At 30.7% G+C, this 13,425-nt stretch carries 15 protein-coding genes; 11 read left to right on the top strand and 4 right to left on the bottom strand.

What is annotated here, in order from left to right:
- Window positions 1-2: 2 nt before the first annotated feature.
- From queA to hemW, 4 genes are all read right to left on the bottom strand, one after another.
- Window positions 3-1,028, bottom strand: coding sequence for a tRNA preQ1(34) S-adenosylmethionine ribosyltransferase-isomerase QueA (gene queA / locus KAR67_RS07955; protein WP_002782020.1), 1,026 nt, complete (start codon window positions 1,026-1,028; stop codon window positions 3-5).
- A complete protein-coding gene (tatC, locus tag KAR67_RS07950) occupies window positions 1,025-1,771 on the bottom strand; it encodes a twin-arginine translocase subunit TatC (RefSeq protein ID WP_004283725.1) in 747 nt (248 codons plus the stop codon). The genes queA and tatC overlap by 4 nt, the downstream gene beginning before the upstream one ends.
- Window positions 1,772-2,176 carry a Sec-independent protein translocase protein TatB gene (tatB, locus tag KAR67_RS07945; RefSeq protein WP_002782021.1) on the bottom strand — a complete coding sequence of 135 codons (405 nt, stop codon included), beginning with the start codon at window positions 2,174-2,176 and terminating at the stop codon, window positions 1,772-1,774.
- A gap of 62 nt (window positions 2,177-2,238) precedes the next feature.
- Entirely contained in the window at window positions 2,239-3,306 is a 1,068-nt protein-coding gene (gene hemW / locus KAR67_RS07940; protein WP_162284661.1) for a radical SAM family heme chaperone HemW, read from the bottom strand.
- Between the two features lie 94 nt (window positions 3,307-3,400).
- Here hemW and KAR67_RS07935 point away from each other — a divergent pair, with 94 nt between their 5' ends.
- From KAR67_RS07935 to KAR67_RS07885, 11 genes are read left to right on the top strand one after another with little or no spacing between them, the layout of a single operon-like run.
- On the top strand, window positions 3,401-3,871 hold the full coding sequence (locus KAR67_RS07935; protein WP_020974466.1) for an RNA pyrophosphohydrolase: 471 nt from the start codon (window positions 3,401-3,403) through the stop codon (window positions 3,869-3,871).
- A complete protein-coding gene (locus tag KAR67_RS07930; RefSeq protein ID WP_162284662.1) occupies window positions 3,871-5,073 on the top strand; it encodes an aspartate kinase in 1,203 nt (400 codons plus the stop codon). Before KAR67_RS07935 ends, KAR67_RS07930 begins: the two co-directional genes overlap by 1 nt.
- On the top strand, window positions 5,074-5,607 hold the full coding sequence (locus KAR67_RS07925; RefSeq protein WP_020974468.1) for a HobA family DNA replication regulator: 534 nt from the start codon (window positions 5,074-5,076) through the stop codon (window positions 5,605-5,607). It abuts the gene before it with no gap.
- Window positions 5,607-6,218, top strand: a complete 612-nt coding sequence (locus tag KAR67_RS07920) for a DNA polymerase III subunit delta' (protein ID WP_060787422.1) — start codon at window positions 5,607-5,609, stop codon at window positions 6,216-6,218. The genes KAR67_RS07925 and KAR67_RS07920 overlap by 1 nt, the downstream gene beginning before the upstream one ends.
- Window positions 6,215-7,384, top strand: a complete 1,170-nt coding sequence (gene folP, locus KAR67_RS07915; protein WP_060787421.1) for a dihydropteroate synthase — start codon at window positions 6,215-6,217, stop codon at window positions 7,382-7,384. Before KAR67_RS07920 ends, folP begins: the two co-directional genes overlap by 4 nt.
- A gap of 39 nt (window positions 7,385-7,423) precedes the next feature.
- Window positions 7,424-8,434 carry an AAA family ATPase gene (locus KAR67_RS07910; RefSeq protein WP_002817051.1) on the top strand — a complete coding sequence of 337 codons (1,011 nt, stop codon included), beginning with the start codon at window positions 7,424-7,426 and terminating at the stop codon, window positions 8,432-8,434.
- Window positions 8,409-8,948, top strand: a complete 540-nt coding sequence (locus KAR67_RS07905) for a hypothetical protein (protein ID WP_170876447.1) — start codon at window positions 8,409-8,411, stop codon at window positions 8,946-8,948. Before KAR67_RS07910 ends, KAR67_RS07905 begins: the two co-directional genes overlap by 26 nt.
- Window positions 8,945-10,888, top strand: a complete 1,944-nt coding sequence (gene ligA, locus KAR67_RS07900; protein ID WP_060787420.1) for an NAD-dependent DNA ligase LigA — start codon at window positions 8,945-8,947, stop codon at window positions 10,886-10,888. Before KAR67_RS07905 ends, ligA begins: the two co-directional genes overlap by 4 nt.
- Complete coding sequence (locus tag KAR67_RS07895) at window positions 10,869-11,873, top strand: hypothetical protein (protein WP_002786117.1); 1,005 nt, start codon at window positions 10,869-10,871, stop codon at window positions 11,871-11,873. The genes ligA and KAR67_RS07895 overlap by 20 nt, the downstream gene beginning before the upstream one ends.
- Window positions 11,870-12,619, top strand: a complete 750-nt coding sequence (locus tag KAR67_RS07890; RefSeq protein WP_002777566.1) for a TlyA family RNA methyltransferase — start codon at window positions 11,870-11,872, stop codon at window positions 12,617-12,619. The genes KAR67_RS07895 and KAR67_RS07890 overlap by 4 nt, the downstream gene beginning before the upstream one ends.
- Entirely contained in the window at window positions 12,588-13,424 is an 837-nt protein-coding gene (locus KAR67_RS07885) for a bifunctional riboflavin kinase/FAD synthetase (protein ID WP_134162940.1), read from the top strand. The genes KAR67_RS07890 and KAR67_RS07885 overlap by 32 nt, the downstream gene beginning before the upstream one ends.
- Window position 13,425: the final 1 nt, after the last annotated feature.

Genomic DNA, 13,425 nt, shown 5'->3' with positions numbered 1-13,425 from the left:
ATTTATAAAATAAGCATAGCATCGCCATAAGAGTAAAAACGATATTTTTCTTTTATGGCAATATCATAAAGCTTAAGACAATTTTGCCTGCCTATAAATGCTGAAACCAACATAATCAGAGTTGATTTTGGTAGATGAAAATTAGTTAAAAGATAGTCCTGTCTTAAGGGCGGATTGTGAGGATGCAAAAAAAGATCGCAAAAGCCTTGGTTTTGTTTGGTTCTTGCGTAGTATTCTATAGTCCTTGTTACTGTAGTGCCTACGCCTAAAATCTTTTTTTGGGAATCAATCACTTCACATGCCTTTTTAGGAATATCAAAAAATTCACTATGTATTTTGTGATTTTCTAAATTTTCACATTCTACACTTTTAAAAGTTCCTGCACCAACATGCAAAGTTAAATGATAAATTTCATGTCTTTTTTTTAAATTCTCAAGCATATTTTCACTAAAATGTAAGCTAGCTGTAGGAGCTGCTACTGCCCCTAAATTTTTAGCAAAAATACTTTGATAATCTTCTAAATCACTTTTTTCATCACTTCTTTTGATATAGGGAGGCAAGGGCACATGTCCTATTGTATCAAGGAGTTCATAAAGCTTGAAGGTATTTAAAACTTCATCATTTTGAAAAAATTGCACCTTGCGTAAGCCATCATCTAAAAGTTCTATAACCTTGGCTTTTAAATTTTGTTCAAAAGATAAAATTTCATCTTTTTTAACACGCCCTTTAATTTGTGCTAAAAAAAGCGAATCTTGTGAATCTAAACAGGGTTGATGTAAGAAAAGTTCTATTTTTCCACCGCTTGATTTATTTCCATAAATTCTTGCTTTAATCACCTTGGTATCATTAAAAAAGAGAGCACAATCAGGTAAGAAATCTTGTAAATTTTTAAAAGTAGTATGAGAAATTTGATTATTTTTTCGCTCAAAAACTAAGAGTTTAGCATCTTCTTTAGGATGCACAGGATAAGTAGCTATAAGTTCATTGGGTAAGGTATAATCATAGCTTGAAAGAAGTAAATCTTTCATTTATCGCTTTCTTCTTTTTCTTCATCTTTTGGAGCAGGATTTACTTTTTGAACGATTAAAATAGAAAGTCCATAAAGTCCGCAAAGTGGTCCAGCCATTAAAAATTGAGATAAGACATCAGGTGGAGTCATAAAGGCTGAAAATACAAAGATAGCTAAAACAGCTATGCGAAAATGGCGTTTTAAGAAACTATCATCAATAAGTCCAATTTTAGCAAAGAAAAATGCTATAACAGGCATTTCAAAAGCCAAGCCAAAAGCAACAACTACTTTTGTAAAAAAGTCCACATAAGTTCCTATGGTGATTACAGGATTAAAATCTTCACTTAAACCAAAATTGATTAAAAATTTAAAAGCCAAAGGCACTACAATAAAATAGCAAAAGCAAGCCCCTAAAGCAAACATAATGCTTGCAAAGCTTACAAAAGGTACTACAAGACGCTTTTCATTATCATAAAGACCTGGAGCTACAAATTTCCAAAACTGCCAAAAAATAACAGGTAAAGAAAAGATAAAAGCAGCAAAAAAGCTTACCTTCATAGCTGTAAATAAAGCCTCTTGAACTTCGATAACATTGACATGTTTAGCTATTTCGGGTAAAGCTTGAATAAGAGGTGCTTTTAATACATCTAAGATATAGCTACGAAAAGCAAAACATACTATAAACATTACAATCACACAAGCAACGCTAATAAAAAGACGCTTTCTAAGTTCTATTAAATGGGGTCTTAATTCTTCAAACATTTATTTTTCTACTTTTTCTTGATTTTCAAATGGATTGAGTTTGGGTTTTTGATTTTCATTTGGATTTTGTTCGTTTGGGCTAGGGGTGGAATTTTCTCTGCTATCAAAAGTCAAATCCACTTTAGTTTTATCCAAAATATCTCTTTTTAAATCATCAAATTCTTCAAAACTAAGTTTTTTACGGATGTTTTCATTTGCACTTGAAAATTCATCTTTGTATTTTTTAGCTTCTTCCTTTAAATCATTGATACGAACTTCTTTTTCTATGCTTGATTTTGCATCATCGATATTGCGTTTTAAAGCCTTTAAAATTTTTGCTATTTGCACTATGGCTTCAGGAAGTTTATCAGGCCCTAAAACTAAAATTGCTACTATTAAAATTACAATAATTTCACCAAAACTCATAAACAATACTCTTAAAAATTTGAAATTTTATAAAAGGAACATTTTACTTAAAAAAGTTGAATTTAAGATGAGAGATATAAGGCAAGCTCATCGCTAATTAAAAAATTAAGATTATAATAACGCCCTTTTTCAAATTTGAGCTTTTTTTCTCTTACAAGCAAATTAGCCTTTTCTTTTTGAATTTTACTTAATTTGCATTCTTTAATACCCACTATACTTCTTAGTCCTAAAAATAAATGTTCTAAATTCAAATCTTCTTGATTTAGTTTTTCAACATCTCTAAATATAGGGTTTTGAAGATAGGATTTTAAATTTTTAGCCGTATAAAAACGCTCATTTTTATAGCAACTTACCGCACTCAAACCACAACCTAGATAATCCAAACCCTTCCAGTAGGCTAAATTATGTTTGCAAATTTGGGCATTATTTTTAGCAAAATTGCTGATTTCGTATTGTAAAAATCCAAGATTTTGAAGTTCTTGGATGAAAAATTTCATTAAATAGGGTGCGTTTTTTTTAAAATGTTCCTTTTTTGCAAAAGCACTCAGTGGTTCTATGGTAAGATTATAAGCACTTAGATGAGTGATTAAATTTTTAATTTGTTTTAATTGTTCAAGTTCAAATTCAAGCATTTTTTTATCGTCTAATTTTGTATCATAAATCAAGTCTAAATTAATCTTTTTAAATCCCAATTTGTTCACATTTTCTAATGCTTTAAAAATCATTTTTTGATCGTGAATTCTTCCTAAAAATTCCAGCTTTTTAGGATGAAAGCTTTGTGCTCCAAAAGAGATACGATTAAGCCCTAAATTTTTCATTGTTTTAAGCCATTCTATATCGGCTGAATTGGGATTGGCCTCGCTTGAAAATTCTATATTTTTACTTAAAAAAGGTTCTAAAAGTGTTAAGATCATTTCAAAATTTTTTGCACTAACAGCACTTGGGGTGCCTCCTCCTATAAAGAGGGTTTTAATGCTGTTTTTTTTAATATTGAATTTTTCCAAATGAAAGGAAATATCTTTATACAAAGCCTCAAAATACTTATTTTCATAATCATGTTTTTTTAGACTTGTAAAAGCACAATAATGACATTTGCTTTCGCAAAAAGGAATGTGAATATATAAATGCATAAAAACCTTAAATTTTATAATGTTATTTTTTTATTTTAATGAAAATTTGATTTCATTTAGGTTAAAATTGTAAGCTTAAAATTGAAGGAAAAAAGTGGAAAAAGAAAAAAAGTATAGACCTAATGTCGCTGCTATTGTTTTATCAAGTGCTTATCCTTTTGAGTGTAAGCTTTTTATAGCCAAAAGAAGCGATATGGATAATATTTGGCAGTTTCCACAAGGTGGTATCGATGAGGGAGAAGATCCTAAAAGTGCTGTATTAAGAGAGCTTAAAGAAGAGATTGGCACAGATGAAGTGGAAATCATAGCTGAGCATCCTGAATGGTTGAGTTATGACTTTCCAGAAAAGGTTGCAAAAAAAATGTATCCTTACGATGGGCAAAGCCAAAAATATTTTTTAGTGCGATTAAAACACGGTGCTAAAATTAATATTAATACAAAACATCCTGAATTTGATGCTTATCAATTTGTTGGGGTAAAACAAGTGTTTGAAACCATAAATCATTTCAAGAGAAATATTTATGTTAAAGTTATTAAATATTTTGAAGAGAAAGGTTATATTTAATGCTTATAGTTCAAAAATATGGCGGAACAAGCGTTGGCACTTTAGAACGCATTGACGCAGTAGCAGAGCGTGTTATAAAAAGTGCAAAAGAGGGACATCAGCTTGTGGTTGTAGTTTCAGCGATGAGTGGAGTTACAAATACTTTAATAGAGCAAGCAGAATACTTTAGCAAAAATCCTAATGGCAAAGATATGGATATGCTTTTAAGTAGCGGAGAGCGTGTAACGAGTGCTTTATTGTCTATTGCACTGAACGAAAGAGGATACCCTTCTCTTGCTTTTTCAGGAAGAAAGGCAGGCATTGTTACAGATAGCGTTTCTACAAAGGCTAGAATTTCTTATATTGATACTCAAGAAATTACCAAGGCTTTAAACGAAGGAAAGATAGTTATTGTAGCGGGATTTCAAGGAGTTGATAAAGAGGGTGATGTTACAACTTTAGGGCGTGGCGGAAGTGATTTGAGTGCAGTTGCTGTTGCAGGAGCTCTTAAAGCGGATTTGTGTGAAATTTATACCGATGTGGATGGAGTTTATACTACAGATCCAAGAATCGAGCCAAAAGCAAAAAAACTTGATAAAATTTCTTATGAAGAAATGCTTGAACTTGCTAGTTTGGGGGCTAAGGTTTTACAAAATCGCTCGGTTGAACTTGCAAAAAAATTAAATGTAAAATTAGTTACTAGAAGTAGTTTTAATGATAATGAGGGTACAATGATAACAAAAGAAGATGGAATGGAACAAGCTTTAGTTAGCGGTATTGCTTTAGATAGAAATCAAGCAAGAGTAACTTTAAGAAATATAGAAGATAAACCAGGGATTGCAGCTGAAATTTTTTCTGTTTTAGCGGATGAAAATATCAATGTAGATATGATTATACAAAATGTCGGAGTAGATGGAGCTACAAATTTAGGATTTACCGTGCCTCAAAACGAGCTTGATTTGGCAAAAAATGCTATGCAGAAAATTTTAGGTTCTAAGACAACTATAGAAAGTGATAGTGCTGTGGTTAAGGTTTCTATAGTGGGCGTGGGTATGAAATCACATTCGGGTGTAGCAAGTAAAGCCTTTAAAGCTTTGGCGGATGAGGGTATTAATATAGGTATGATTTCTACAAGCGAGATTAAAATTTCAATGATTGTACATGAAAAATATGGCGAGCTTGCGGTAAGAGCCTTGCATGAGTGCTATGGACTTGATAAATAAATGAGCGATTTTTTAAGTTTTACACTTGAAAATATCCGCAATGGCGGAACATTTATGGCTTGGATGGAGTCTCGTCGTTTAGAATGGGCTCCTTTAATGGCCGCAAGATTAAAATACCTTTTAGAGGGGCGAACCTTTGTTTTAATGTGTGATGAACAAAGGGCTTGGTATGAAGAATACTTTTTAGCAAATATAAATTCTAAAACTACTCGCCCCATGCTTCCTTTTGTGTCTTTAAAATCTTTATGTAAAAAAAAGATACAAAATATCGAAGATATAGCCTTGCTTAATGATTTGCTTGATATTTCGTTTCCTAATGGCTTTATTTATTTTTATATAGGAAGTGCAAGCGATAAGAAATCATTAATCGCTAAATCACGCGACGATAGTCTTTTATGGCTTTTTGATGAGCAATTGCAAGATAGTTTTTATTTGAATTCCAAAGATAAAGATTTGGATGTTAAACTCATCACTCTTTATAAACTTTTTGATACGAGTTTGGATGCGATTTTATTTTCCAAAGTGAGTCTTTAGTGTTTGTAAGTAAAATTATCATCACTGATGATTTTGATGGTATTAGAGCTGAGCTTTTAAAACAATTTCATCCTAATTCTTTGCGTTTTATACCTAAAGAAGTTGCAAGCGAGTTTTTAATCGATGATGCTAAAGCGGTTGAAAAGGAAAGTTATATCGCAGAAACAAGTGAAAAAATCATTGTTTTAATGGCAAATTCTTTTAGGATAGAAGCTCAAAATTTTTTACTCAAGCTTCTTGAAGAGCCGCCAAAAAATATTAAATTTCTTATCGTAGTTCCTTCTAAAAATTTACTTTTGCCTACCATAAAATCACGTCTTATTTGTGAAAAGCGCAACAAAATAAAGGCTAAAAATACTTTAAATTTAGAACTTAGTAAAATGGATTTAAAGACTTTGTTTGAGTTTTTACAAGAAAATGAAAATTTAGATAAAGTGGAATTAATGGAAAAAATCGCATTGATTGCAGAAGAAAGTGTTAAATTTAAAGATTTTAATGCCGATGAGCTTGAATTTTTTTATGAAAGCTATGAGCTTGCAAAGTTAAATTCCAAAAGCTCTTTGATACTGGCTACGCTTTTATTAAACTATTATACAAAGAATGAAAAATGAAATTTTTTAAAATCAATCCAAACACTGATTTTAACTTGCTTTGCTCTTTTATAAATCCTCATAAAATGGGGCAAAAAATTATGAGTGAAAAAACTCAAATTCATTTTATTTTGATTAAAGATATAGCTACTCCTGCGGCAAATATTTTAAAACAAGATGCCTTAAGGGTGGGAGCTGAGCTTATAACACACAAGGAAGTCATCACTGCTAAAATCACACATTCTAATGCACTTTTAATGGCCACAAAAGAACAAATTCAAAAACTTATAAACAAAGAAAAACTTCAAGATTTTGGGCTTAAAAATTTAGCTAGGTTTTTAGAAAATGATTTTTCAAAACCAAAGCAAGCAGAGCTTATGGCGGTTATAAATGTCAATGAAGATAGTTTTAATGCTGATTCTAGGGTGAGTTATAAAGATTTTGAAGAAAGATTAAATGAAATTTTGGCCTTAAATCCCGAGTATATTGATATAGGAGCGGTAAGCTCTAGGCCAAAAAGCGTGTATTGTGGCAAGGAAGAAGAGTTTAGATATTGTGGCAAGGAAGAAGAGTTTAGAAGACTTAAAAATGTGTTGGATTTAATTTATGATAAAAATTATTATGAAAAAGCCATTTTTAGTTTGGATAGTTTTGATGAATATTGCTTAGAATACGCTTTAAACAAAGGCTTTAAATTTATCAATGATATCAGCAGCTTAAGAAATCTGAATTTAGCTAAACTTGCAAGCAAATACAATGCAAAATACTGCCTTATGCATATGCAAAATGATCCTTTAACCATGCAAGATGATCCAAGATATGATGATTTGCTTGATGAAATGAGTAGTTTTTTTAAAGAAAAACTTGAAATTTTAGATACTTTAGGAGTGAAAGAAAGCATTTTAGATGTGGGAATTGGCTTTGGCAAAAGTGCAGAACACAATATGATTTTAATCAAGCATTTAGAACATTTTTTGCAATTTAAAAAGCCCTTGCTTATAGGAGCAAGTCGCAAAAGTGTGATCAATGCGTATTATGAAAGTGAAGTTAAAGATCGCTTAGCGGGGACTTTGTATTTGCATTTAAAGGCTTTTGAAAATGGCGCGAGCATTATAAGGGTGCATGATTTATATGAGCATAAACAGCTTTTTGCAATGGCAAATGCGATGCAAAGCATAGGAGTTTAATAATGAATAAAAAATTATACTTAGAAAAGGAGTTTAATAATGAATAAAAAATTATACTTAGAAAATATTGGAATTATAAAAGAGGCAAGTATTAATTTAGAAGGTTTAAGTATTATAGCAGGTGAAAATGATACAGGTAAAAGCACTGTGGGTAAAATTTTAATGGCCTTAATTAAAACACATAATATGAGCGAGTGGAAAACAAAAAAATCTAATAAAGTTTGGATAAAAGAAAGAGCTTTTGATAAGCTTATGGATTTAATATTTAATGGAGAGTTAAAGAATAACGGGAAGATAATATTAAGCAAAGGCCAAAATATTATTTATGAGGCTTGCATTGAAAGAAATAGATGTGCTAGTTTTAAAAGCAAGGGTCAAGATTATGTCGATTGTACTTTTATACAAAGTCCTTTAGTTTGGGATTTGTTTGATTTTTTTACAAAAGTGCGTCTTGCGAACGATAATGCTAGAGTTTATGGTGGAGGATATGAGCTTTCTTATCCATATTTGCTTTGGGATTTATATCAAAAAATAGGGTTGCAAAGACCATTAAAAAAGTTTTTGGATTTTAAAGAGCTTAAGGAAGAAATAGTAGAGATTATCAACGGCCATTTCTTACAAAACAATAAAGAAGTTTATAAATTTTATAGAAATAATAGGGAAATTTCTATAGAGAATGTTGCGACAGGTATTAAACAGTTTGGTATTTTGCAAACTTTGATTAACAATCATCGTATTACTCCTCAAGGTTTTTTAATTTTTGATGAACCAGAAAATCATTTACATCCAACTTGGCAAATTTTGTTTGCTCAAATACTTATTAAATTATCAACCAAGAATATTCCTATACTTATAAATACTCACAGTCCTTATGTTGTCGAGGCGATTTATAAATACGGTATACACTATAAAGCAAGAGTAAATTTTCATGTAAGTTTAGAGTCTAAAATAGAGCAGGTTGAAAATAATGAAAAAACTATGGAATTAATTTTTGAAAAGCTTAATAAGCCTTTTCAAACTTTTGATGAACTGGATATTAAAAATGGCTGATTTTAATATTTTTAAAAATAAATATAAACAATATGAGGATACTCTAAAAAATACTAGTTATGATAAAACTAATAATGAATATTTATGTTTGAAAGAAAATACGGTTATAAATTTTGAAAATTTAAGTTTAAGCTTAGAAAATAATAAAGGCGTGAAAAAAGTAGATGCATTGTTTTGTCAAGCTGATAAGATTTTTTTAGTTGAATTTAAAAATCAAAAACAAAGCAATATAGAAAAACAGGAAATAGTGCAAAAATTTGAAGATAGTGTTACTTTACTCAAGAGGCTTTTTCAAGAAAATAATATAGCTTTTAAAAATTATATTATTAATTTATATCTTGTAATAAAAGATGGTAACAATTATCAAACATATAAAAACCGCCAGAAGGGAAGCGAAATTGAGCATGCTATTAAAGCACGAGATTCTTTAAAAAATTTTGAAATAAAATGCGCACCTAGAAAATCTTTTTTACCTATATATGAAAAAATTTTTAGTGCAAGATGCGAAATATGACAAAAAAAGAGTACTTAGAAAAAGTTGCCTTGGCTGCTTCTTGGATGAGGGCGTATTATGAAAAGGATGAGCCTTTAGCAAGTGATGCAGAATACGATGCTTTGATTAGAGAATTAAGAGCTTTTGAAGAGCAAAATGAAAATGAAATTTCTCCTGATTCTCCTACGCAAAAAATAGCCCCTACTATACAAAGCGAATTTAAAAAACTTGCTCATTTAAGTCGTATGTGGTCAATGGAAGATGTTTTTGATGAGAGTGAGCTTAGAGCATGGGCAAAGCGTGCAAGATGTGAAGAGAATTTTTTTATAGAGCCTAAATTTGACGGAGCAAGCTTAAATTTGCTTTATGATAATGGTAGACTAATAAGCGGTGCGACAAGAGGAGATGGGGAAATAGGTGAGGATATCACGCTTAATGTGCTTGAAATCGACAATATCCCAAAAACTATAAACTATAAAGAAAAGATAGAAATTCGCGGCGAAGTGGTGATTTTAAAAGATGATTTTGAAAAAATCAATGAAAAAAGAGCCAGTCTAAACCAAAGCTTGTTTGCAAATCCACGCAATGCTGCAAGTGGGAGTTTAAGGCAGCTTGATACAAGTATCACTAAAGAAAGAAATTTGAAATTTTATCCTTGGGGAGTAGGGGAAAATACCTTAAATTTTACCAAGCACAGCGAAGTGATGCAATTTATCAGAGAGCTTGGTTTTTTAAAAGATGACTTTGTAAAGCTTTGTGCAAATTTAGATGAGGTTTTAAAAGCTTATAACGAGCTTTTAAGCCTAAGAGATAAAAAGCCTATGATGATGGATGGAATGGTAGTAAGAGTAGATGATCTTGCGCTTTGCAAAGAGCTAGGTCATACTGTGAAATTTCCAAAATTTATGGCGGCTTTTAAATTTCCAGCCTTAGAAAAAACTACGCGTTTAATAGGGGTAAATTTGCAGGTTGGAAGAAGCGGGGTTATCACTCCTGTGGCGGTTTTAGAGCCTGTAAATTTGGATGGAGTTATCGTAAAATCTGCCACACTTCATAATTTTGATGAAATTGCAAGACTTGATGCAAAGATCAATGATTTTGTAAGCGTGATAAGAAGTGGTGATGTGATACCAAAAATCACTAAAGTTTTCAAAGAGCGTAGAGATGGCTTAGAGCTTGATATAGCTAGACCTCAGTTTTGCCCTACCTGCAAAAGCGAACTTTTAGATGAGGGAACTTTGATCAAATGTCAAAATATTGATTGTGAAGATAGGCTTGTAAATTCTATCATTCATTTTGTTTCTAAAAAATGTTTAAATATTGACGGGCTTGGAGAAAGTATAGTCGAACTTTTATTTAAAGAGAGAAAAATAACCACTCTTGAGAGTATTTTTCATCTCAAATTTAGTGATTTTGAAGGCTTGGAAGGTTTTAAAGAAAAAAAGATCAATAATATTTTAAATGCTATTGAGCAAGCAAGGGATTGTGAGCTTTTTCGTTTTATCACTGCTTTGGGGATCGAGCATATTGGAGAAGTGGCTGCTAAAAAGCTAGCTTTAAGTTTTGGTAAAGAATGGCATAAACAAAGTTTGGAAGCTTATGCAAATTTAGAAGGTTTTGGTGAGCAAATGGCTCTTTCTTTGTGTGAGTTTTCTCGTGTAAATAGTGCAAGAATTGATGAGTTTTATAAGCTTTTAAATTTAAAAGAGCAAAAGGTGCAAATTCAAGAAGATAGTGTTATTTTTGGCAAGACTTTCGTGATCACAGGCGCGCTTTCACGCCCTAGAGATGAGTTTAAAAATCTAATAGAAAGTCTTGGAGGTAAGGTTAGTGGATCGGTTTCTAAAAAGACTGATTATGTGCTTTTTGGTCAAGAAGCAGGTTCTAAACTCGACAAGGCTCAAGAGCTGGGTGTAAAATGTATTGATGAGAATGAATTCAATGAGCTTATTGAAAAATAATATTCAGCTATTTGTTTTATTGAGTATTTTTGCATTTTTATTTTTTTGGCAAAAATTTGCTTGGGTTTCGCTTTTTTTAATCCCTATTTTTTTAGCATTTTTTTTGGAATTTTTTTATTTTTTAAGGCTTAGAAAAAATATCATAAAAGAAGCAACGATGATTAAAGATAGTTTGATTTATCGTGTGAGTGCGGGAGATTTTTATATCTATAGCTTGAGTTTTTTTATGGCCTTGTTTGCACTTGCTTCTTTGTTTTTAAATTTGATCAGTTTTGAAAAACAAGATGGATTTTTTTTGTTTGTACTCTTGCCTTTATTTTTATTTTTTTTCAAGCAAAAACTTCAGTTGCAGTTTTTAGATAATGCTTATAATGATTTTAGAATAATCATTTTATCAAGCTTGATTTTAGCTTTGTTATATGCGATTTTTAATGGGGTGGTAAATCCTATACAAAGTTTTAATCTTGAAGATTTTAATCAAAGTATTATTTATTATAAAAACTCAAAGTTTTTTATTTTTGATTTAATTTCTCAAATTTTAACACTTATAAATGCTTTAAAAGAATATTTTTTATATTCTTTGGGGCTTTTTTGGTTTAGGGTTTTAAATTTTATTTTTGATTTTATTAATTTTTTTATTTTTTGCTCCTTTGTGGCCTATCTTTATAATTTTGCTTTTAAGGCAAAAAAGAAAACTTATGTTTTTGTCTTTTCATTTTTTATAACTCTAGCTTCATTTTTTATCATAGAGGATAAAAACCAAAATCCAAAAGCTTATCAAAAAGAGCTTGTTTTGATGATGAATAATCTTTCTTTTTTAAAAGAGCAAAATTTAAGTATGCTTCAAAATGATAAAGATAGACTAGTTAAAAATTTAAAACAAGTGCAAGAACTTTTGGATAAAAATGCCTTTGAGATAGGAATTTGGTGGTTTTCCAAAGAGAAAGAAGAATTGCAAAAAGCCTTAAATGAAAGTCTTCAATGAGATATGATATTTTTGTAGCAAAGCGTTTAAATCTTAGCAGAAATAAAGCTTTGGAATTGATAGAAAATGAAGAAATTTTACTTAATTCCAAGCCTTATAAAGCTTCTTTTGATGTGCAAAATTTGCTTAAAAATAAGATAGCAGATCAAGAAGAGCTTTTAAATTCTAAAGAATTAAATTTAGAGCTTTTAGGCGAGCTTTATGTTTCTCGCGCGGCTTTTAAGCTCAAATATTTTTTAGAAAATCATAATATCAATATAGCAAATAAAACCTGCCTTGATATAGGTTCAAGTACGGGTGGTTTTGTGCAAATTTTATTAGAACACAAGGCTTTAAAAGTAAGTGCTTTAGATGTGGGTGATAATCAACTCCATCCTAGTTTACGCGATGATAAAAGGATTGAAATTATTGAAAATACAGATTTAAGAACTTTTAAAAGCGAGCAAAAATTTGATTTCATCACTTGTGATGTTAGTTTTATTTCTTTAGCTTATTTGCTCTCGTATATCGATAATTTAGCTTTAAAGGATATAGTTTTGCTTTTTAAGCCTCAATTTGAAGTTGGCAAGCAAGCAAAAAGAGATAAAAAGGGTGTTTTAAAAGATGAAAAAGCCGTGTTTAAAGCTATGAGAGAATTTGAAAATGCTTGCGCGCGTTTAGGTTGGATCTTGCAATGTTGTGAAGAGTCTAAAATCAAAGGAAAAGAGGGCAATATTGAATATTTTTACTACTACACTAAAAAATAATATTAAAACTTTAGCCATAGGATGTTTTGATGGAGTTCATTTAGGACATAGAAAACTTATAGAATGTTTAGATGATTCTGGAGCTCTTTTGATTATCGATAAATTTAAGGGTAAAAAACTTTGTACCAATCAAGACAAAGCATTCCTAGCTCAAAAAGAGATTATAGAGCTTGATTTTGAAAACATCAAAGCTTTAGATGGTAAGGATTTTTTACAAGCTTTAAAAGAAGAATTTGTAAATTTGGAGCGTATAGTTGTAGGTTTTGATTTTTCTTTTGGAAAAAATAGAAGTTATAAGGCAAAAGATATAGAAGCCCTTAGTGGGATTAAAACAACGATCATAGATGAATTTAAGCTAGATGGAGTAGGTGTTCATGCAAGCTTGATTAAAGAGTATTTGACGCAAGGTGATATCAAAAAGGCAAATTCTTTTTTGGGGCGAAATTATGCAATCAAAGGCAAGCTCATAAAGGGTCAAGGGCTTGGCTCAAAAGAGCTTTTTGCAACTTTAAATTTAGAATGCGAGGAATATTTTTTACCTAAAAATGGCGTTTATGCTAGCATCGTGAGTTTTCATGATAAGCGCTATAAGAGTATAAGTTTTGTGGGTGTGCGCTCTAGTGATATGCAATTTGCCATAGAAAGTCATATTATAGAAAAATTTGATGAAAGCTTAGCTATAGGAGAAGTTTTGGAGCTTGAATTTGTAGAATTTCTAAGAGAAAATCAAAAATTTAACGACCTTGCCCAACTTAAAGAACAAATTTCAAAAGATATAAATCAAGCTAAAGAGTGTTTAGGATAAA

Origin of the sequence: Campylobacter sp. JH32 (assembly GCF_017846535.1) — a bacterium.
Classification (GTDB): domain Bacteria; phylum Campylobacterota; class Campylobacteria; order Campylobacterales; family Campylobacteraceae; genus Campylobacter_D; species Campylobacter_D coli.
Note: the sequence above shows the minus strand (reverse complement) of the source record. Positions and strands in the feature narration are given on the sequence as shown.

Excerpts from the sequence above, each read along its gene's own strand:
- KAR67_RS07910 (WP_002817051.1), top strand. The coding sequence starts at position 7,424 with ATGAATAAAAAATTATACTTAGAAAATATTGGAATTATAAAAGAGGCA.
- KAR67_RS07930 (WP_162284662.1), top strand. The coding sequence starts at position 3,871 with ATGCTTATAGTTCAAAAATATGGCGGAACAAGCGTTGGCACTTTAGAA.
- hemW (WP_162284661.1), bottom strand. The coding sequence starts at position 3,306 with ATGCATTTATATATTCACATTCCTTTTTGCGAAAGCAAATGTCATTAT.
- tatC (WP_004283725.1), bottom strand. The coding sequence starts at position 1,771 with ATGTTTGAAGAATTAAGACCCCATTTAATAGAACTTAGAAAGCGTCTT.
- KAR67_RS07925 (WP_020974468.1), top strand. The coding sequence starts at position 5,074 with ATGAGCGATTTTTTAAGTTTTACACTTGAAAATATCCGCAATGGCGGA.
- tatB (WP_002782021.1), bottom strand. The coding sequence starts at position 2,176 with ATGAGTTTTGGTGAAATTATTGTAATTTTAATAGTAGCAATTTTAGTT.
- KAR67_RS07895 (WP_002786117.1), top strand. The coding sequence starts at position 10,869 with ATGAGCTTATTGAAAAATAATATTCAGCTATTTGTTTTATTGAGTATT.
- folP (WP_060787421.1), top strand. The coding sequence starts at position 6,215 with ATGAAATTTTTTAAAATCAATCCAAACACTGATTTTAACTTGCTTTGC.
- KAR67_RS07890 (WP_002777566.1), top strand. The coding sequence starts at position 11,870 with ATGAGATATGATATTTTTGTAGCAAAGCGTTTAAATCTTAGCAGAAAT.
- queA (WP_002782020.1), bottom strand. The coding sequence starts at position 1,028 with ATGAAAGATTTACTTCTTTCAAGCTATGATTATACCTTACCCAATGAA.
- KAR67_RS07905 (WP_170876447.1), top strand. The coding sequence starts at position 8,409 with ATGAACTGGATATTAAAAATGGCTGATTTTAATATTTTTAAAAATAAA.
- ligA (WP_060787420.1), top strand. The coding sequence starts at position 8,945 with ATGACAAAAAAAGAGTACTTAGAAAAAGTTGCCTTGGCTGCTTCTTGG.